The following is a 21718-nucleotide window of genomic DNA, read 5'->3' as shown; positions in this document are numbered from 1 at the left end:
ACTATCGACGTACTAACTTTTGCTCCCATACAAACTGTTTTTCGTTTTTTTACTATATTGTACAACCCTTTATTTACTGGGTGTTTTGTATGTTTCGCTTCATATACTTTCTAACATACAAATACATGTCAAATATATGAATTTTGGGTAATATAACGAAATTGGAAACAATCTAATAGGCAGTTAATGAACCATTAAGCAATATCAAGAAATAAAAAGTAAGTAGTGTACAATGTATATACAAAATAGGCGAAATAGTAGTAAATTCAAGGGTTGTAGCCCGCCTCGAATTCTCAACGGTTTGATAAGTTTGAAGCCCGCAATCGCCTACTTTGCATATACTCAACGTAATGCATTCTCGCAAAAGGCAAGATTGAATTATTGAGCTAATATTCAAATTCAAAATGGATTTAAAAAAAATAAATTTTGACGTTAAGCACAATTAAACCAGACAAACCTTATAGAATTTAAAATGAAAATAATTGAAGAATTTATAGACGAATCAATTGAGAGATTAAAAAGTCCAAAGTTTGATATTTTCTACCTTGATAAGGAAGATGTACCTAGCATGATGGTTGACCAAGCCAAGCCCGAAAGAAATGACGAACTAGCATGGAAACCTATTAAATCAACTGTAACCGACTCTGATTTAGAATACATAGAAAATAAAATAGGCTACAAATATCCTGACTCCTACAAATATTATTTAAAATATAAACACTTCTTTGAGCTAGCAAACCTTTCTTCAATATTACTATTCAGACATATGTCTGACAGTTGGAAAGAAGTATTGCTTGAACAAATTTTTGATGGGTGGCCAAAAGAAGATGTATTAGAGAGAGGGTTAATTCCATTTGCTGACTATGAGGATTGGGGATTGGTATGTTTTAATACGACCAAGTTGAATTCAGACGGAGAATTTCAAATTTACGTATGGGACCATGAGCAATCTGATTCAGAAAAATATTTAGCTAATAGCTTTTATGATATGATTCATGAAATAATGAAAAACATTAAATAACGCACAACAACCCGCTGGAATAAAGCATAGCTGGTTTTGCTCGTCCTAACGCCTTTGTCTACTATATTAGTCCCCCTATCGGGTGACACGACATCGACTAATGAGGCATAAGAGAATCCGGCAAACGTTAGCAACAAGTAAAAACAGAATAACAAAACTAAGGTCTATGAAAAAATACTATAAGCTTACAGGATTCTTTTTTATAATTTTAGGTTTAGTATCAATAATTCTATTAAGCGCAAAAGGCTTTCATTTTTACGAATTTGAAAATGAATCAATTACTTTATTAGTCTTTCCTGCAATAGCATTTCCAGCTATTGGAATTCGGTTATTAAAAAAAAATAAATAGATTCTGAAATAAGGTGAAATGTTCTACATTCATCGATAAAGATTCTCATCCTCTGACAAGAATATGACAAAGACAAATATGAATTTTACCTTAATCAATGCTTCTCTAATATGCAGTATGCAGGTAAAGCAACTAAAAACGCAATCAAGATTTATAACAACAAAAGTTCGGCACATGAATGGAAAAACTATAGTATACAATTAGGGCTGGGACATAAATTATAAATAAAAAAGTAGAAACTGAGTTCTGGCAATTGATAAAAGAATAAACAACATGTTTACAACCCGCTGGAAACAAAGCATGGCTCGTCCGCCTCGTCCTTCAAGCGCTACCACTCATTACCAATACTAAAACACAAGACACACACATATGATAAAGCATATATTAATACTTCAAATTTTAGGACTTATATCATTGGGGAAAACCTATTCACAAGATTGTAAAAAGATAAATTATCAATTTGACTTTGGAACTACTTTATCTATTCCATATGAAAATACCATTGAGTATTCAACAAATTTTGATTTCCATCCACAAACTAATTATAATTCTGAAATTGGATATTTTCTTGAGTTTTTAGTTTCCTGTAATCTAAATAATAAATATGGAATTAGTACGGGTGTTAATTACAGTTATAGCTCATTAGGTATTATTGATAAAATTGGAAGGTTTGAAAATAAAGGGAGCTTATCTGCTTCTTATGTTAATATTCCAGTTTTGTTTAATTATAGAATTACAGACAAAATACCGATTTCAATTTCTGCAGGTCCATATATTGGGTTCATAATAGATGCTGTTGAAAAAGGCACATCATATATTGATACTACGGGAATTATAACAATGGAACCGGAAATATTTGAAACGAAGTATAATTATGACACAAATATAAAAGAGGACTATACATCAATTGATTATGGTCTTTTATTACAACTTGATTATGAAGTAAACCTAACCAAAGGTTTAAATGGAGTGATATTGACACGTTTTAATTATGGACTAAAAAATGTATTAACTAACGATTTATCAAACAAAAGTTCGGCACATGAATGGAAAAACTATAGTATACAAATAGGGCTGGGACTAAAATTATAAATAAAAAAGTAGAAACTGAGTTCTGGCAATTGATAAAAGAATAAACAACATGTTTACAACTCGCTATTATAAAGCATGGCGCGTTTTGCTCGTCCTGACACCTTAGTCTACCGTCTTAGTCCCCCTAGCGGGTGACACGACACCACGACTAACGCGCCACGGCTTCATCCAGCAAACGTTACCACCCATTAAACTAAAGAAATGAAAAAACTACAGATTTTACTACTATTTGCAATGACATTAAGTGCTTGCAACACTAAGAAAGAAAATGTAACTATAAAAGGAACAGTAAAAGACAAAAAGACTACAGAGCTTTTATATTCTGCAACTTTTAATGAGAATTATAATAATTGGTTTAAAGATTCAGTTATTATTGATTCTACAGGCCATTTTACAATATCGCTAAAGATTGACCAACCATATTTCATTAGCTTCAAATCAAATTTTGGTTATAAGCAAATAATCATAGAACCCGAAAAAATATATGAAATTGAGATTGGCAGCGAACCAGAGCCAATCAAATTAGTGAATAAAAGCGATGCTCAACAATTCTATGATAATTTGGCAAGCTCACATCCTAATGCATATGGCTTCTTTCCTGAAGATATTTCTGATTATCAAAATATCTATGATTCACTAAGAACTAATTTAGAGAAAGAACTCCAAGACTTAAGCAAAATAAAATGTTCTGAGAAAGTTCGTAATTTAATAAGAACAGATAGACAGGTTTATTATAATTTGGCATTTTCTTCGCTTGCTTCAAGAATAAATGTTACTCATCTCCGAAATAATGAACCAACTCCTGATGATATTATGAAAATGTGGGGAAATGCCGTTTCAGATACTTTTTTGACCAATATTACAACTAGAAAAGCTGATTACTATTATGATTTATTGGGCTTAGCATTTTGGTATAATTTATATACAAAACTTGATTATGACTCAATAAGTGTAATCAGAAAAGAAAAAAGAGAACAAGGACTTATTCATTCTTATAACATTGAACTTGCAGAAAGTCTTTTACCGAAAGAAATATTAGAGTTTTATTCTGCGACTTACATTCAATCAAGAGCAAAACAAAAGAAATTTGAGAAAGAACTTATAAACTTATCTGAGAAATTTAAAACCAAATATTCCGACAGTAAATACATAAGTTATATCCAACCAAGCATTGGTAAAATCGAAGATTTTTATAAAAAAGTTGCAGCTGATTCTAACGAAGAATACACGTTTCTAGATAATTATGAAAATATTAACTCACTTGCGGACTGCATATCACCATTAAAAGGAAAGCAAATTTATATAGACATTTGGTCTACATCCTGTGGTCCTTGTAAAGAAGAATTTGAATACAATGAAAAGTTAAAAGAAACATTAAAAAATAAAGACGTTGAGATTATATATATTTCCTTGGATAGTGACCAAAATAAGGATAGATGGAAGGATATGATTAAATATTATAATCTCAAAGGAAATCATATTCGTGCAAATGAAAAATTAGAGGCTGACTTAAAAGAAAAAATTGAAAGATGGTATGGTATCCCTCGATACCTAATCATTGATGAGGGAGGCAATATTGTTAATAATGATGCACCTAGACCATCAAATAGTCAAGAATTAGAGAAACAATTATGAATAAATAATGGGCGGTAACCCGCTGAAAATAAAGCATGGCTCGTCCGCCTCGTCCTGACACCTTAGTCTACTATCGGGTGACACGCGACTATGACAAAGAAGATGGAAAGAATGCGGTAAAAGTTGGCAACAAAACACAAAATATTAAAACACTTTAAAAATCAAAAAACCTATACAGAATGAGAAATCTTTTAATATTGATTATTGTATTAGCAAATGCAATTAATGTAACTGCACAAGGACAAAAAGGAATGATAGAGCTTGGTGGACAACTAAGTTATACTTTATCTGAGTATGAAGATATTTATTATTATAATCTTGAGACCTACGATTACAAAAGTCAAAGATTCGTAATTAGTCCAAAAATTGGTTGGTTCGTTAGTTCATCGTCAGTTTTAGGCTTTGGAATTGAATTTGAATACATTAAAAATGAACGTTCTAATTCAATTCCAGATGAATCTAAAAAACATTTGTTCTCATTTAACCCATATTTTCGTAATTATCAAAAAATTATAGATAAATTGTTTTTCACAACCACAATTGACTTGGCTTTAGGATTCGGGCAGGAATCAAATGAGGACTACTATACAACGGATATATTTACTTACAGTATCAATGCTCGTCCAGGAATTAGTTATTTTTTATCAGATAAATGGGCGTTAAAAACAAATTTTGGAAGTTTATTTTACCAAAGAACTAATAAAAAAATAACCGAAGGAGTTGAAGGCAAGCAACCAGAACTTAAAGACTCTGATTTTGGGTTTAGTTTTAGTATGAACTCATTTAGTTTAGGAGTAGGCTATTATTTCTAAAAACATAGGATGACCTCTAAAACTATAGATAATGAATAAACACCAGCCACTACCAAGCTGGAAATAAAGCATGGCTTGATTGGAACGCCAAACAAACGTTGGACACAACACTATTTCATAACCTAAACCATTAAATATGAATACGTTTATTCTATTGTTAACTTTTATCATTCTGACAATTCTTATTATCAGATTATTGCTTTTTATTAAGTTCAAGAATGATTTAAAAAAAGGAAAAATTAAAGTTTTCAAACTTAAGGAATACACACCATTTGCATGGATAAATGTATTTGGAATATTTATTAGTATCTTTTTTGCAATTGTTTTTTACAAAATTCAAGAATCCTATGTTTACTTAATAGTTTGGAGTGCCATTGGTTTAACAAACCTTATTAACATTTTTATTGCACCTCAAAATTACATTTTGGCGGACAAAAAAGGTATTAAGAAGAGTTATATTGGAAGAAAACATTCGTGGAATAAAATTTCAATTAAACAGTCAGATACGAACCTCAATATTTTTAATGGAAGGAAATCTATGACTTTTAAATTTAGAACTAAAGACGACCTGGAACATTTTACAGAAATTGCTCAATCTACTTTTAAGCAAAAAATATAAAGTACTGTACCGAACCCATTGGAAATAAAGCATGACTCTGTCGGCTCATCCAGCAAACATTGGCACAAAGTTTAAAGCCTGTTCACTCTTTCACGAATGATATTGGACTTATTACTTAACTATAAAAACAGCAAAATGAAATCTTTGAGAATTAAACAGTTTAATTTAGCTATCGGAATTATTATCATGATTTTAATTGTTTCGTGCGAAAAAGATCAATTAGATAAAACATTTAATTCGATTGAACTATCAAAACTAATTACAGTAAATGAAAGTACCACCGACACTTTAGTATTTGATTATAATAAAGATGGGTTACTAATTAAATATAGTTATACCGGAAGTACATTATACTATACTAACGAATATGATGAATGGAAGCAACTTATAAGGAATAACAGCTATAATGGAAGTGGGCTATATCATTATTTTACCTTACAATATAACACAGACACTATAACCAAGTGCTTTCCTTTTATTGAAGAATGGGGTAGCGGAGATGTTAAGGTTATCCATGTTTATAATTCCAACTCTGAGTGCGAGAGAGTAAATTATTATTATAAAAAAGAAAATGAGGATTGGCAGCAATCCGATTATGAATTGTACACCTGGAAAAATAATAACATTACTGAAATAAAACATTACTCAGAGAATGAACTGGATTATACCGTAACCTATTATTACGACGATAAAAAGAATCCTGAGAAACTGTTGAATTATATGACTTCCCCAATTACTAAAACTAAAAATAATATAATCAGTTCTTCTACAACATATTCTAATGGTACCGAAATAGTATCAACTTTTGAATATGAATATAATGATTTTGGATACCCAACAATAAAAACTTGTTCAGTCAATAATGAACCCATTAAAAAATATGAGTATAGATTTAATTAGTTTTTAAGTCATAGTGAAAGTAAATAAAGTATGGCGTGGAAGCCTGCCCCTTACACCATCACTTAAAAAAATTAGCATGTACACGAGAAAAACCAACACATATTATACAATTTAACCTGCTTTAAAGATGAAAATAAAATTGAAAAGAACACGATTATACACAAATCTTATTTTAGGATTGTTTTGGATGATTCTTGGAATGACGATTCTTTTAACAAAGGATACCTATCAATGGACAGACTTTGGTTATGCAGTGGTTGCAGTTTTATATATTGGACATTTCTTATATGATTTAAGAAATCAATACCTGATTATTGAAAACGGAACCATACGGAAAAATGGATTGTATGAATTCAGAAAGAAAATAAATCTGAACGACATACATACAATCAAATTATTTGCCGGAGTTTACACCTTAAAGTCAATCAAAAAAGAATTGAAAATCGATACTACATTTATTGACATAGATTCGCTTGGTGAGTTAAATAAACTATTGAAAGAATTAAATCTGGAACCCGGCAAAACGCCTTGGTCTAAATAAGGTAAGTACATTTCATATTTTTATTCAATTAACAGACTGCACCTAATTTCAAGAGTGCAAAGTTAGCTGTAAGCCTATAAATAAATCCATTCAAGAAGCCATCAATAAAACACAGTAAATGAAGAAATTTAGTAAGGTATTATTTTATTTCTTTTTAGTTTCTATTTTTCTCGCATGTACAGAAAATTCGCTACCTGATATATCTATTAACGATATTAGTTTTATTCAAACATATGAAAATGTTACACTCAATCTACCCAATGGTGTTTATACACCCGATAATCCGGATTTTGATATAAACGATCCGGAAACCTGGACAGGTAACATGGCTCAATATGTGAAGCATACTTATATGTATACAGTTAATTATTGCATCGAGAATACTGGAGGAAGCATTGCATATGATACTGAAATTGATTTTCATTTTAGATATGATAACGACACTAAAGAAATTAAGACTTTGTATATCGGAGATATTGGCCCCAATCAAAAACAAAATTCGTCCATCAATCATGTAATTTCAAACAAACAATTAATTGAGTGCAGATGTGAAGTCTTCTGGTTTAATTAAAGTTATATTTCATCTGCTACGGTAAATTTAACAATATAAGAATGCTATATGACGTTATAGATAATACTTAAACCCAAAACGTAAGCTATGAAATTAATTGTTAATGTAACTTCAGTAGGAATACTTGCTTTAATGCTAGCCTCATGCGATCGGCCCAATTGCGAAAACAAGAACCCAATTTTTGACAAATATGATGTAGGTTCTGAAAGATATAAGACAGAATTAGTGGCTCAGATTAAACATTATGGACAAAAGAATTTAAAATACTGGTTTGACTCCTATATAAAAGAGAATGGAAATGAATATATAATTATAAACATCCAGAATGATTCACTTTGCGCTAAAGGAAAGGTTCTTGTGAGAAACTGGAATAAATTAGAAGGGATCAAACAAACCCAAGGCAAGGGTTATAGAGGTGCAGAATTAAAGGGGTTAGTGTTGGATATTGAAAAAGATACCAACGGAGTGGAACTGATTTACTCAGATGTTAAACGCATACTTGACTAAGAGTACCAGTAACCTGAATACAACATTATATTTTATCGCAAGAGTTTACAATTCTTCGGAACATGACAAAAGTGAATAAACCACCTTATTCGCACCTATGGTAACCTTGGCATTCAACCACTGATTGATAATCGTAAGTATAAATAAATATTTTAAACCACTTTAAAATGAAAATAACCCAAATTAATATAGTCGTGGCCAGCCTAATGGCTCTATTAGTCTTTAATTCGTCTACTCCCAAACGTAAAGATTCAGATAAGAAATACAAAGAAGTGTCACATCTGTTTTATGCGGCAAGCTATGAAGTGACCAATAAAGAATTCAAGGAATATTTACAGGATATCAAAACAAGGAATATTGTGGAATATGAAAAGAATTATCCTGATACTACCTTATGGATGAAGAAATTTCCTAATAGCTTTAATCAACCCATGGTAGAAAATTACTTTGTCCATTCAGCATTTGATAATTATCCTGTTGTAAATATCACAAAAGAAGCAGCAGAAGATTATTGCTCGTGGCTAACGGAACAATATAATTCGCAATTAAAAAGAAAATATAAAAAGGTTGTTTTTCGTCTTCCGCATGAGCAAGAATGGATTCAGATGTCATCTGTTTTAGCCGGACATAACTTACCCTGGTATGGTAGCTTTGCTTATGAACCAACAAGTGAAGCGTATTGCGCCAATGTAAAATTTGAAAACAAGTGGTCTAAAACAAATAAATACGATTACAATGCAGACGGATCATTATATACCAGCCAGGTAGGTAATTACAAATCTAATAAACTGGGGCTGTACGATATGATTGGCAATGTAGCAGAAATTACCAACAATGGAGTAATTAAAGGGGGAAGCTGGGATAATACCATTGATGAATGCGTTGTTAATAAAACACAAGATTATCAGTTACCTGATCCAAGAGTGGGTTTTCGGGTGGTAATGCTTGTTGAAGAGCTTTAGTAAGCTTTACCAGTAATAGTTTTTAATATTAAAGCGGATCAACGAGGGGGTTCAAAAACGGATTCCCTCAGTAATAGTATATTAATATGAACTCTTGAATAGCATTATTTACCATAGAGTATGAACATCCAAATCAAACCCTTAACCATTGAAACTTTAGATGATTACCTTTGGTTTTTCGATAATATGGTGTTCGACGAAAACCCCGATTGGTCGGCTTGCTATTGTTTTTCGTTTCATTTTACGGGCTCCAAAGAAGAATGGCAGAAAGAAAAGAACCGACAGTCGGTTATTGATTTTGTAAAAGAAGGTAAGATGACTGGTTACCTTGCCTATTTAAACAATCGACCAGTAGGATGGTGTAATACCAATGACCGTAATCAATATCAACGTCTGTTAAAATACTACGATTTGGTTAATCCCAATGAAGATAAGATTTGCTCCATTGTTTGTTTTCTAATTCATCCTGAGTACCGAAGACAAGGGATAGCTCAACAAATACTCAATCAAATCAGCTCTGATTACTCTTCGCAAAACTATAAATATATAGAGGCTTACCCGGGCAAAGGAGACTTTTCGTGTGAAGGACATTACAGAGGTCCCTTGCAACTTTATCACAAAAACAACTTTACTATCATAAAAGAATATGATGATTATTATGTGATGCGCAAGAAACTATAAAGTTTATTTTTAGTATATTTATTAATGTTAATTGAACCAAATCCAATCTAATGAAAACATTAATATTACCCTCTATCCTACTAATTGTGACTTTGCCTTTATGTGCGCAAAGTTCAGATCAACTTCCTCTAGAAACAGGCGTATGGAAAACAGAAACCGTAAACTGTTGGGCGGATGAATTCATGCCCGAAATAAGAAATTATCACAGGGAGTATAATCGTTTGTACGCTAAAAACGATACTGTATTAAACGATACTACTTATCAAGTAATAACCACTGATTCCTGGGGAACGATGGGTGCCATTCGACAGGATTCATGTTTGGTTTATTACAAACCAATGGAGAATAATACTTTCCAGAACGAGTTTGTTCTTTATGACTTTGGAATTACAGAAAGCTTTACAATTCAAATGTACAATTTAGAAGATCCTCTTACCTTTTATGTTCAGGAAATTGATTCAGTTGAAATAAACGGAACAAAGCATAAACGAATTCGATTTCAGAACGACGACTACCTGACAATTGGACAATATTGGATTGAAGGCATTGGAAGTAGTGGCGGCCTGTTAAAACCATTTTATTATACCGAAATACCCACTTGCGAAAACTGCTGTGGAGTTGAAGAAAACCTGGTTTGCCTGACTGTGAATGATGAGCTCATTTACATAAGTGAAAACTATTCTGATTGTGATAATTTAATAACTTCAATAAATAATAACGCAACTGAGGAAACATTACAATATTTTCATGATAACAATAGCTTACAGATTACGGCTAAAAACAACCTTATCATAAATAGTATAAAAGTATATAATTCTCAAGGTATTTTAATTCAGACTGTTTCAACTAATGCTTCGCAAGAAATCACTATCCAACTAAAAACGAAAGGGCTTGTAATAATCTGTATTGAAACCAATAAAGGTTTGATATCTAAAAAGATAATTCACTAAAATCAAATACCTATTAAATAACTCAATTTAAAAATATGAAAAAACTACTCACACTAATGGTCTTATTGTTGGCAGGTATAACATTCACAATTGGACAAAACACTGCAGATTCAATTCGTATCGAAAAAACTTTTGGAGGATATCAATTCTATCAGGGAGAAAAAAGGCTGAAAGTAAAAGATTTGGTTAACACCATGCAATCCAATGCACAAGCTTATCAGGAGATTAAATCAGCACAGTCGAGTTATACTTTGGCAAGTATTGTTGGATTTGCCGGAGGTTTTATGGTTGGCTGGCCATTAGGTTCTGCCTTGGGCGGTGGAGAGCCTAACTGGACAATGGCAGGCATAGGTGCCGGATTAATAGTTGTATCTATTCCAATTAGTAAGAGTTTTAATAAAAAGGCCAAACAAGCTGTTGACACCTATAACAATGGCTTACAAACAAGTTCATTTTGGGATAACAAGGAATTACGATTATCGGTGAATGAAAATGGATTGGGCCTTACTTTACGTTTTTAATTCACATCAGAAAGGAATCTTTCAATATTAAAAACTCATTCTATCATCATACAAATGAAGCAGGCACACTTATCTAAAAAAAATACAAGCACTGATAAACTAATTAAAACTATCCTTTTATTGGGTATAATTTTTATTGGGTATGTATTTATTAAACACAATGCACAGCCTGAGAATGATTACTTATACATAGATATTCAATCAAAAGTTATCCCTGATACAATAACAGGTGTTAAAGAGATTTCGGAATACCTGGTTGGAAACTATAATTCTGACGAAGAAAAACTCCGGGCATTGTATATTTGGATTACCCATAACATTGCATACGATGTATTTCTTAAGCTTCCAGCATCTCCTTCACCGGAAGAATCTGCCAATATAGCAATCGAAAATAAAAAAGGAGTCTGCCAGCATTATGCCGATTTATTACAACAACTATGCAAAGCATCAGGAATAGAATGTTATACCGTATTTGGCTATACAAAAACTTCAGAGGGTGAAATATCTAATTTAAGTCATGCCTGGAATGTTGTTCACATAGACTCAACCTACTTCTGTATAGATGCAACATGGGATGCTGGTTATATTCGGAATAATATGTTTAACCCTTACTTTAATGATAAGTTTTTAGTTTCACCAGCTCTATTTATAAAAGACCATATGCCTTTTGATCCAATATGGCAATGTCTGAATAATCCAATCAACAACAATGATTTTTATTCGGATGATTATTCAAAACTTGAGCTAATGTCTAATTTCAATTATCACGATTCTATTAAAGTATTTGAAGGTTTAAATGAAATTGATAAATTATATGCTACAACCAGGAGAATGATGAAGAATGGCAAATTAAATAACTTAATCAGAGAACAGGTCACACTTAATAAATTTAAGCTTGGTCAAATATCTTTTAATACAGCAATCGAAAAATATAATACATATGTAGATTATACTAATCATCCGGATCGCTTATACAAGACTCAATCTGACTTGACTAAAATGCGAAGATTACTTAACTCAGCCGGAATAGAATTTTATGAGGCCGAATCGATTTTTCAGAATTTAGTCTCGAAAGATTCTATTCAGAGGAAACAAATAATGCAATTGCGAATTGAAGTTGCTGAGATGATTAGTATTTATGAAAACACACAAAATAAATTAAACTATTCAATAAGTAACAACAAAAGTAGGATATGATAAAAGCAATCTGAAAGATCATTTTTGTTATTAAGTCACAAGCAAAATCCAATAGTTTAAGGGTAAAAAATAAATTCAAATCAAATGAATAAAATAATAAGCGTAATATTTTTATTACTACCAATACTCTTAAAGGCTCAAATAAATGAAAGTCTTTATGTATTGGAAGGAAATTTAAGCTATAGTTCAAACTCCTCACTAACATGGATCGATTACATTGCTGAAAATGTAGAATCCAAGACAAACACTTTTCGTATTCAACCTAAATTTGGTCGATTTATTAATGAAACATCCTTATTAGGTATTGGTTTGGCTTATCAGAATACAAAAATGAAGGTTCTGGATGATCAAGAAGCCAACTCCAACTCATTCTCTATCAACCCTTATTTCTCGCATTATTATAAAATATCTGAAAACTTCTACTTTACTTCCAATATTACTTTATCATTTGGATTTGGTAAAGAGACAGATTTTAATGACAACGAATTTAATTCTTCAACAATAGGTATTTCCGGTCAACCAGGTATTAGTTATTTTCTTAATAACCATTGGGCGTTAAAAACCACTTTTGGAAAAATATATTATTCTAATACAAAAACCGAAACATATACCGGAGAAAATAAAAACAAAGATAGTAGTGATGATTTTGGAATCAATTTATCCATGGATTCGTTTAGCTTTGGTGCAAGCTACTTTTTTTAGTACAATTCATCAGAATTAAAAGTTAAATAGCAAATCAACTACTCTATGAACGGTTTAAATCCAAAAGTTGATCAGTACCTTATGGAGGGTTGTATGCGTTGCCCTAAAGGTGGCACACCTGATTGTAAAGTACATACCTGGCATAAAGAACTAAACCAATTACGTGCCATTGTATTGAGCTGTGGTTTAACCGAAGACTATAAATGGAGTATGCCATGTTATACATCTCAGAAAAAGAATATTCTGATGGTTATCGCATTTAAACACCATTGCTGTATCAGTTTCTTCAAAGGCAGTTTATTATCTAACTCTCATCAACTATTGATTTCACCCGGCGAGAATTCTCAGGCCATTCGTCAGTTTCGTTTTACAAACATTGCTCAAATACTAAAGATAGAAGACATTATCAGAGCCACTATTTTTGAAGCTATTGAGGTAGAAAAAGCAGGATTAAAAATTAATTACCAACCGTTAGAAATTAGTATTCCTGAAGAGTTTCAGTTAAAACTAAATGAGTTTCCTCCATTAAAAATAGCTTTTGAAGCTTTAACACCCGGAAGACAAAAAGCTTATCTCTGGTATTTTTCAAAAGCCAAACAATCAAAAACCCGCAAAGCAAGAGTTGAAAAATATATTCCGAAAATATTAAAAGGAAAAGGTATTAATGATTAATTCATTAGCATCCATTTTCCTTTACATTTATCCATCTTCTTTAAAGAAACTTTAACAGAATTAAATTTGCCAAGTCTCTGAAGCAATATAAATTTGATACTCCTTTATTGACAATCGATGTTAGAAGCCTACCAACTTCTAATTACAATTTGGAGATAAAACAACCTTATCGCATTTAATGAAGAAAACTCAGAGCTTATGAATATCATTCTAAGTATCGGCATACTTATATTCACAGGTTTTATCCTGGGAGAATTAGCCGAAAAAATCAAATTACCTAAAATATCAGGATACATTCTGGCAGGCATCTTATTAAATCCTGATGTGACAGGCGTTATGAACAGCGACTTTGTTGGTCAAACAGATCCTTTACTAACCATGGCCTTGTCATTCATAACCTTTTCCATTGGCGGAAGCCTATCAGCCAGAAATCTGAAAGCAACCGGTAAATCAGTTATATGGCTAACCGTTAGTGAATCGTTATTTGCCTTTTTCTCTGTATTTATATTCCTGTTGGTTTGGCTGTACTTTTTTACTAATCTTTATACTTCATTCTATATCATTATTGCTGTAAGCTTGTTATTGGCCTCGTTAGCTGCTCCTACCGATCCGTCAGCAACACTTGCTGTAATACACGAATATAAAGCCAAAGGGCCTGTTAGTAGCGCTATGTTACAAATTGCAGCATTCGATGATTTGGCTGGAATTATTATTTACACATTAGTAGCTGCCTTTGCACCCTACTTTTTGGGTAATACCAATATTCAACTTGGACATAAGCTTATAGAAATGGGCATAGACATTGGATTTGCCTTGCTAATAGGTGCTTTGGTTGGAATTCTGTTTATCGGAATTGTTCAATTAGTAAAGAAAGAAACCGAAGGATCGCTTATTGTTTTAACATTTGGTTTGATATTGCTGACTTACGGCATATCGGAATATTTTGGATTCGAGTCTTTATTAGCAACCATGGCATTGGGAGCTGTAACCATCAACTTTAATCCATTATCAAACAAGATATTTAGGTTGATTGAACGCTATACTGATGAGCTGATTTTTGTAATATTCTTTTCACTGTCCGGATTACATCTGCAACTTTCATCTGTTGCCGGAAGTGCTTCCATTATTGCCATTTATATTATCGCAAGAGCACTAGGCAAATTCGGAGGAATCTTCTTCAGTTCATCGCTTATGAAAACAGACCCGAAAGTGAAGAAATATGCAGCTGGAGGATTAATTCCTCAAGGAGGTATTGTTATTGGCTTATCCATTCTATTAACTAAATCGCCGGAATACAAAGATATGGCATCCACCATTATTGGCGTTGTTATTGGCGCTGCCTTAATTCATGAAATAACAGGACCACTGATCTCTCGTATTTCATTAAAAAAAGCAGGTGAGATTGAATAACCTCAACCATTAATTATTACATCAACAGATTAAATATTCATTATTGAAAGACACATGGAGAATACACAAACAAAAAAAATAAAAATGGCTGTTTTCAGCAGTCGAAAGTGGGTAGTTGATTCTTTTAACGAACTTAACATTAAATATAAATACGAAATTACTTACTTCGAAGCCCGCCTATATAACAAAACCATACCACTAACTAAAGGTTTTGATGTAGTGTGTGTGTTTGTGAATGACACCATTGATGAAGAAATCATTAAAGGACTGAAGGAAAACGGCGTTAGACAGGTGGCTCTGCGATGTGCAGGTTTCAATAATGTTGACATTGAAGCGGCACAACAGCACGATATGAATGTGGTAAGAGTTCCGGCTTATTCACCTTATGCCATTGCCGAACACACCTTGGGATTGATATTAAGTCTAAACAGAAAATTCCATAAAGCATACACCAGAGTACGCGATGGTAATTTTGCACTGGATGGTTTATTGGGTTTTGACTTGCACGGTAAAACAGTAGGTATCATTGGAACAGGTAAAATTGGTGAGATATTTATTAATCTGGTTAAAGGATTTGGTTGCAATGTTATAGCCTACGATAAATTTCCAAACGAAAAACTTCAAAAGGATGGTTTAAAGTATGTTGAACTGCAAGATATCTACAAGCAGAGTGATGTTATTTCGTTGCATTGCCCGTTAACCTACGAAACCTTTCATATGATTAACGAATATGCCATAGCAGCCATGAAGACCGGAGTAATGATAATTAATACCAGTCGTGGTCCGCTAATTGATACAGAAGCCGTTATTGCCGGACTGAAGAAAGGAAAAGTGGGGTATTTAGGTCTGGATGTGTACGAAGAGGAAGAAGAATTGTTTTTTGAAGATCATTCAGAGTCTGTAATACAGGATGATAAATTTGTACGTTTACAAACCTTTCCTAATGTATTAATTACAGCCCATCAGGCATTCTTTACCAAAGAAGCAACCATGAATATTGCTGAAACTACCTTCGAGAATGTTAAATCGTTTTTTAACGATGGAAAAAGTCCGAATATTGTATTACCCAAAGAACCTTCAAAGTAAATATTAGTCAACTCAATATTTTTAAAGCCTCTTGCATCAAGGGGCTTTTTTTGATGATGGATAAACATAACGATTTGAATGACTTATTTGATTTATTATCTTCACGAGTCAAACAGCAAAACCAATGCGCCGCCTAATTTTATTAGTAACCTTACATCTGATTTTCTTCTCAATAAATGCTCAGTCATTTACTGCCCAACAAAAAGCATATCTCTATCACATTGTACAGAAAACTCCTGTACTGAATCGTAATCTTCAAAGCTGTTTTATTTTTGATAAAGAACCTTTTAGACAAACATCTAAATATAAGTCATATATCGATTATAATGCCATTGAATATTACCAAATAAACAATCCTGATTCTTTACTCATTAAATGGAAAAATATTAGTAAAGCAGCGCCCGGATTGATTGCAGAAGCTTCTACCCTACTTGCTATCTACGAACTGAATGAACAATTAAAAGCCATTGTCAATACAAAGAATACATCAGATAGTTTATATCTGATATTAAAAAAAGCGCTTCAAAACAAATTACCTGCTAAGATAAAAGAGAAAAAGAAAGACAAGGTATTGTTTGTTGTCATTCATCCGTCGTTACCCTTAAAAATAAAGCTACAACAACTAAACAATTTAAAGTTGAAAGCCAAAGAACAGGAACGAATAATGAATCAATGGCGAGTCAATATTAACCAAATCATTAGTAACCGAAGTAAAGATTTCTTTCATCGCATAAATCCCCATAAACAATACAATCATTTGTTGATGCCTGCCGCAGGTGAAGGAAGTGGTACCGCCGGATTATTATACGAAGCAGAACCTCATCCCGAAGAGATAGATAAACCATGGTATGGTAAAGCCATTGGTTTATTCACTTACGAGCTCCGATCGCACAACGATGAAGTGAAACCCAAAGATATGCGAAGTGGAATTATACAGCTCAGTAAAGAAGACGGAAAGGCTTTTCATTTCTCTTTATGGGGATTAAATTCATCTTTTAAACCTTTGGTGGTAGTAACATCCAATAATAAAAGCTATCATCTTTTTTCTGATTTCCATTCAATGGAATTATCACCAGATCCGTCACAGGGAGAAGGAATTTCATTTATCGACCGCATCAATCAAACACGTGAGAAGTTAATTGATGAGCCTATGAAAAAGATACAGGCTGAGAGTTCTCTGTTAACCATATTAGACAAGGAATATCAAACTAAACAAGAAATTGAAACCAAACTGGAGACTCTTGGGCTGGAGATTGACAGTCTGAAAGAATTAACACCTTTGCCGGAAGCAGCTATTAATTATCGTCGCAACTTAATTGAAAGTAACCTTACCAACCTTACCAATAAAGAAAAACGCATTAAGAACCTGGAGGATAAACTTACTGCTGAATATAAAAAATTGGATAACGCCAGGCTTAAAGTTGAGAAGATGGAAGCCTCCTTAGGCCCTAATCCGCAGAATTGGACAAAAAAGGATGATATATACACCTATTCCGATGGAGTTTGGTTTAATAGTAGAACTCAGGATCTGGTGTTTCCTGATTCCATTAAAACGCAGGAAGTTAAAATAGATTTATTATCGGCTTCTTATAGTTTACAAGGTGAGCAACGCGACGAAGTACAATTATTGGTTAATAATGTAACAGCACCCAATATAGAATCAAAAGAAGTTAACATTACCAAAAATGACACCCTTCTTTTCACTCATTATTTCCATCCTGATGAATTTACTATTGAACCCGATGATTCATTAAACATTCAATGGGATTCATTGAATACTGTTATGGTTCAATTAAAAGTTCAACCATTGATACTAAAATCCGATAGTCCTAAAAGATATAAAAACAGAAAGAGAGAACATTCACTTCCAACTACCCATTTAGGTGAACAACGCTTTGCCAAAGCTGAAATCATTATTAATGGCGATACTGCAGTTGTAACCATAAAGAGCTCTACAGATCCTGTTCCCACCCAACTTTCAGCATTACCTATTCACATTAAACAAGAATTAAATATTCAAAAAAGTTCTGTGGCTAACAACAATTATCTTTCTGCTCTAAGAGGATTTTCATTATTAAAAGCCTTAAACGTTGCGGTTTCTGTTGACGAATTAAAAATAGCCTATCCGTTATCAGAACATCAAATTAAGATTCTTTGGGAATATATAAATAAACCTTAACGCCATTCCACAATTAATCCTCTTGATTTATCCAACATTTCTTCCGGTACCTGTTTCTTAACTGAGTCAGTTAGTCGCTCCAGTAAAATCTTCTTATAAAATGATCGCGAATACACCAAACTGACCTCACGGACCGGAACTGGTAATTCAAATTCTTTTATATTCCGATGCATTTCAAAAGGTAATTCTTCAGCTGCCAAACCAGGCAGTAAGGTATATCCTCCTTCTGCATCTACCAGTTTACGTATGGTGTCTAACGATCCACTCTCGAAATTAACCGGTAAGTCCTTACGCATTTCCTCTTTTACTTCACAAAGATTCAACACCTGTGAACGAAAACAATGACCTTCATCCATCAACCATAAGCCATCAGAATCGAGCATCTCGGTCTTCAAGTGACCTCTGTTATATAAAGTATGCTCCGGATGGGCATAAATCAAAATATCTTCGTAAAAAAGAGGCTCCTCTACAATACCATGCTGATGCAATGGTGTAACCAAAATAGCAGCATCCAGTAAATCATGCTCCAGAGCATCAATACAATTTTCTGTCACCATTTCTTTAAATGATACAGAAACCATTGGGTTTTCGCGTTTAAATTGCCCCACAAAACGAGGTAATAAATACGGAGCCAAAGACGGAATAATACCAACCGTTAATTCACCTTCTATCCTGCCCGATTCCTCACGAACAATCTCTTCCATACGATTGTATTCACTCATTATTTTACGAGCCTGATCCACAATCTTTTTTCCTAACAAGGTGGTAACAATGGGTTGTTTTGAGCGATCGAAAATAACAAGCCCCAATTGTTCTTCTGCCTTCTTGATTTGCATACTTAAAGTAGGCTGTGTAACAAAGCATTTTTCAGCAGCAACCGTAAATTGTTTGTAATTATCAACGGCTACCAAATATTCTATTTGTTGCAAATTAAGTCCAAGCATCTGAATTTCAATTTATATAAATATAATTGATGCAAAGATAAAATTTATCTATTTGATTGATAGTGTCAGGCAGAATATATTTGTAACAACAAAATGAAACAAGAATATAAACCAATAAAACACAGCATTATGAAAACAATGAACGAATTATTAGGATTGAAAAACGAACAAAGCATAAATCTTTCAAATCAATTAAACGGACTACTAGCTAACTACCAGTTATACTATCAAAACCTGAGAGGTTTTCACTGGAATGTAAAAGGAGATAAGTTCTTTGAGCTTCACACAAAATTTGAAGAATTATATGATGATGCCGTTCTTAAAATTGATGAGATTGCTGAACGAATTTTAACCCTGGGAGGCACACCGCTGCATACCTTCAATGATTACATCGAAAACAGTGAAATCACTCAACAGAAGGATGTATCGAACGGAGTAGATTGCATGCAAAACACTTTAGAAAACCTTGCTACCATTGTTCGGTTAGAAAAAGCCATTTTGCCTGCAGCTCAAGATGCAGAAGATGAAGGTACCTTAACTCTACTGACTGATTACATCAGCCAACAGGAAAAAGTATTGTGGATGCTACAATCATGGTTAAGCAGATCATAAGACCGTACAATAGAACATGACTTGAAAAACAAGAGGATGTCCAAAATTGAGGCATCCTCTTTCTATTTTTTATTACATGTATGTTTAATCAACCAACACACCGTTTTTTAATTCATTAAATAACCGTTGAGCCATATCTCCCTTACAAACTACCTTCAAATGATCTGGAAAAGATCCGTAGAATTCAAAAAAATGACGAATGGTTGTTGGTGAAGTAAATACCACCCCTGTAAATTCATCTAGATTATGGCGAACCGCATTATCCGGAATTTGATTCTCATACAAACACATTTCCTTCACTCTGTTTCCAAGCAATCGCAATCCCTCCGGTAAAATCTCAAAACGATTATTGGAGCAGGGTATAAGAACCTTCTCTCCCTTGACCTGATCTTTTTTCATCTTATCCAAAAAAGCTTCTGCACTGTTTTCTGATGTTTCGGGCTTAATATTTAAACCAAACTCCTTTAATCTTGCAGATGTTGAAGTCCCAACGGAAGATATCTTCAGTCCAGCGAGATGACGCACATCTAATCCCTGATCAAATAAAGCTTTAAAAAACTCTTTAACAGCAAACGGACTGGCAAAAATCAAACGATCATAGGTATTAAGATTATAAAGCAGATCAATCTGACACTGTGTAATTTTATTGGAATAAATATCAATCATCGGGTTATGAATAACCATACCAACCTCTTTGTAATCATTAATATCAGAGCCTGTGTATAACCATTTTTGTCCCAGTGATTTTATATCTTGTGTAGCTGTATGCCCCACAATTACCAAACAAGGAGCTGGTAACAAATCCTCTTCATTTTGCAATTGACCTAGCGTATATCTTCTTATCTCCTGATCAGGTAATGAAGCATTACGAACTGCAGCTACTGATACATTGGCAGGCCAACCTTCTTTAATAAGTCTTTTAGCCCATTGCTGTTGCTGTGCTGCCCCCATGTATAACACCAAAGTGTCAGCCTGGGGCAATTTATTATTCATAGCATCATGTCCGAGAGCAAAAGCAACGGAGGTACTTACCCCGCGGCAAGTTAAAGGTATAACACCATCAGCAGCTGCCGATAATGCAGAGGTTATACCCGGTACAATTTCAACCTCAATAAACCGTTGATTTAAATATCGATATTCCTCTCCTCCCCGACCAAAAATGAGCGGATCGCCACCTTTAATGCGCACCACATTATTCCCAGCCAAAGCCGATTGATAGAGCAACTCATTAATATTATCCTGACGGGTACTATGCTGACCTTTACGCTTACCAACATAACGTTTCTCTCCTTTAAATAAATCGAGATAGGAATGATCAATTAAGTCATCGTAGAAAATAACATCAGCCTCCTGCAACAGGCGTTGAGCCTTAATAGTCAGCAAATCAGGATTCCCCGGACCAAAGCCCACTATGTGTACCTTCCCAAAATTACGTCGTTGATCGATAGACCAAAAATCAAACGGTAAATCCTTTAACGAAAGTAACACCAAAGGTTCATCACCTTCTGTTTTGAGGACAGCTTGAATTTTCACTTCTTTAGGTAATACAACATCTATCTTACTCCAGTGCACTAACACCAGATCAATATCGCCCAGGTACAACATCATAAGCTCCTCGGTACCTAAACGCTTTTTCGCATTTGCTTTATTCCACTGAATAACGGCATTATCAGATAAAGCCGATTCTATCTCGGGCAATACATTGTCCGCAACCGGTTGGTAACTTTTTAAAATGATTTCGTACATAACAGGACG

The 21718-nt window shown here is 33.4% G+C and carries 24 protein-coding genes; 22 read left to right on the top strand and 2 right to left on the bottom strand.

From position 1 onward, the window contains the following. Positions 1-472 precede the first annotated feature (472 nt). The 21 genes from KEM10_RS22275 (at position 473) to KEM10_RS22180 (ending at position 18407) form a co-directional block, all read left to right on the top strand. Positions 473-1021: an SMI1/KNR4 family protein gene (locus KEM10_RS22275; protein ID WP_212220019.1), complete on the top strand. Its 549-nt coding sequence runs from the start codon at positions 473-475 to the stop codon at positions 1019-1021. Positions 1022-1187: 166 nt separating this feature from the next. Then, complete coding sequence (locus KEM10_RS22270; protein ID WP_212220016.1) at positions 1188-1370, top strand: hypothetical protein; 183 nt, start codon at positions 1188-1190, stop codon at positions 1368-1370. Between the two features lie 369 nt (positions 1371-1739). Continuing rightward, the gene (locus KEM10_RS22265) at positions 1740-2462 is read left to right on the top strand and encodes a porin family protein (protein ID WP_212220013.1); all 723 of its coding nucleotides are present in this window, start codon (positions 1740-1742) and stop codon (positions 2460-2462) included. Between the two features lie 201 nt (positions 2463-2663). After that, the gene (locus tag KEM10_RS22260) at positions 2664-4097 is read left to right on the top strand and encodes a TlpA disulfide reductase family protein (protein WP_212220010.1); all 1434 of its coding nucleotides are present in this window, start codon (positions 2664-2666) and stop codon (positions 4095-4097) included. A gap of 35 nt (positions 4098-4132) precedes the next feature. Then, positions 4133-4255 carry a hypothetical protein gene (locus KEM10_RS24595; RefSeq protein WP_262897948.1) on the top strand — a complete coding sequence of 41 codons (123 nt, stop codon included), beginning with the start codon at positions 4133-4135 and terminating at the stop codon, positions 4253-4255. A gap of 21 nt (positions 4256-4276) precedes the next feature. Continuing rightward, positions 4277-4909, top strand: coding sequence for a hypothetical protein (locus KEM10_RS22255; RefSeq protein ID WP_212220007.1), 633 nt, complete (start codon positions 4277-4279; stop codon positions 4907-4909). 136 nt (positions 4910-5045) lie between these two features. Then, entirely contained in the window at positions 5046-5528 is a 483-nt protein-coding gene (locus KEM10_RS22250; RefSeq protein WP_212220005.1) for a hypothetical protein, read from the top strand. 135 nt (positions 5529-5663) lie between these two features. Further along, complete coding sequence (locus KEM10_RS22245; protein ID WP_212220003.1) at positions 5664-6428, top strand: hypothetical protein; 765 nt, start codon at positions 5664-5666, stop codon at positions 6426-6428. Between the two features lie 127 nt (positions 6429-6555). Then, positions 6556-6969: a hypothetical protein gene (locus tag KEM10_RS22240; protein WP_212220000.1), complete on the top strand. Its 414-nt coding sequence runs from the start codon at positions 6556-6558 to the stop codon at positions 6967-6969. A 118-nt stretch (positions 6970-7087) separates the two neighbouring features. Next, positions 7088-7540 carry a hypothetical protein gene (locus KEM10_RS22235; protein WP_212219997.1) on the top strand — a complete coding sequence of 151 codons (453 nt, stop codon included), beginning with the start codon at positions 7088-7090 and terminating at the stop codon, positions 7538-7540. Positions 7541-7627: 87 nt separating this feature from the next. Continuing rightward, entirely contained in the window at positions 7628-8047 is a 420-nt protein-coding gene (locus KEM10_RS22230; protein ID WP_212219994.1) for a hypothetical protein, read from the top strand. A 167-nt stretch (positions 8048-8214) separates the two neighbouring features. Beyond that, a complete protein-coding gene (locus KEM10_RS22225; RefSeq protein WP_212219990.1) occupies positions 8215-9009 on the top strand; it encodes a formylglycine-generating enzyme family protein in 795 nt (264 codons plus the stop codon). A 120-nt stretch (positions 9010-9129) separates the two neighbouring features. Beyond that, entirely contained in the window at positions 9130-9690 is a 561-nt protein-coding gene (locus KEM10_RS22220) for a GNAT family N-acetyltransferase (RefSeq protein ID WP_212219988.1), read from the top strand. A gap of 50 nt (positions 9691-9740) precedes the next feature. Beyond that, positions 9741-10640 (top strand): T9SS type A sorting domain-containing protein, encoded by a 900-nt coding sequence (locus tag KEM10_RS22215; protein WP_212219986.1) that lies wholly within the window; start codon positions 9741-9743, stop codon positions 10638-10640. A 35-nt stretch (positions 10641-10675) separates the two neighbouring features. Beyond that, positions 10676-11161: a hypothetical protein gene (locus KEM10_RS22210; RefSeq protein WP_212219984.1), complete on the top strand. Its 486-nt coding sequence runs from the start codon at positions 10676-10678 to the stop codon at positions 11159-11161. 120 nt (positions 11162-11281) lie between these two features. Continuing rightward, positions 11282-12358: a transglutaminase domain-containing protein gene (locus KEM10_RS22205; RefSeq protein WP_212219982.1), complete on the top strand. Its 1077-nt coding sequence runs from the start codon at positions 11282-11284 to the stop codon at positions 12356-12358. Positions 12359-12442: 84 nt separating this feature from the next. Then, positions 12443-13060 (top strand): outer membrane beta-barrel protein, encoded by a 618-nt coding sequence (locus KEM10_RS22200; protein ID WP_212219980.1) that lies wholly within the window; start codon positions 12443-12445, stop codon positions 13058-13060. Positions 13061-13105: 45 nt separating this feature from the next. Beyond that, positions 13106-13732, top strand: coding sequence for a YdeI/OmpD-associated family protein (locus KEM10_RS22195; protein WP_212219978.1), 627 nt, complete (start codon positions 13106-13108; stop codon positions 13730-13732). A gap of 198 nt (positions 13733-13930) precedes the next feature. Further along, on the top strand, positions 13931-15142 hold the full coding sequence (locus KEM10_RS22190) for a cation:proton antiporter (RefSeq protein ID WP_212219976.1): 1212 nt from the start codon (positions 13931-13933) through the stop codon (positions 15140-15142). An 84-nt stretch (positions 15143-15226) separates the two neighbouring features. Continuing rightward, positions 15227-16228, top strand: a complete 1002-nt coding sequence (locus KEM10_RS22185; RefSeq protein ID WP_244826112.1) for a 2-hydroxyacid dehydrogenase — start codon at positions 15227-15229, stop codon at positions 16226-16228. Positions 16229-16352: 124 nt separating this feature from the next. Then, on the top strand, positions 16353-18407 hold the full coding sequence (locus KEM10_RS22180) for a hypothetical protein (RefSeq protein WP_212219974.1): 2055 nt from the start codon (positions 16353-16355) through the stop codon (positions 18405-18407). Here KEM10_RS22180 and KEM10_RS22175 read toward each other — a convergent pair. Continuing rightward, positions 18404-19351 (bottom strand): hydrogen peroxide-inducible genes activator, encoded by a 948-nt coding sequence (locus KEM10_RS22175; RefSeq protein ID WP_212219972.1) that lies wholly within the window; start codon positions 19349-19351, stop codon positions 18404-18406. The two genes, KEM10_RS22180 and KEM10_RS22175, sit on opposite strands and share 4 nt — an antisense overlap. A gap of 129 nt (positions 19352-19480) precedes the next feature. Between KEM10_RS22175 and KEM10_RS22170 the strand changes: the two genes are divergently transcribed. Beyond that, entirely contained in the window at positions 19481-19963 is a 483-nt protein-coding gene (locus KEM10_RS22170) for a Dps family protein (RefSeq protein WP_212219970.1), read from the top strand. A gap of 84 nt (positions 19964-20047) precedes the next feature. Here KEM10_RS22170 and cobA read toward each other — a convergent pair whose 3' ends face one another. After that, a complete protein-coding gene (cobA, locus tag KEM10_RS22165) occupies positions 20048-21709 on the bottom strand; it encodes a uroporphyrinogen-III C-methyltransferase (RefSeq protein ID WP_212219968.1) in 1662 nt (553 codons plus the stop codon). Positions 21710-21718: the final 9 nt, after the last annotated feature.

It is taken from the genome of Carboxylicivirga linearis, from assembly GCF_018271995.1.
Classification (GTDB): domain Bacteria; phylum Bacteroidota; class Bacteroidia; order Bacteroidales; family Marinilabiliaceae; genus Carboxylicivirga; species Carboxylicivirga linearis.
This window is presented reverse-complemented; position numbering and strand designations above follow the sequence as displayed.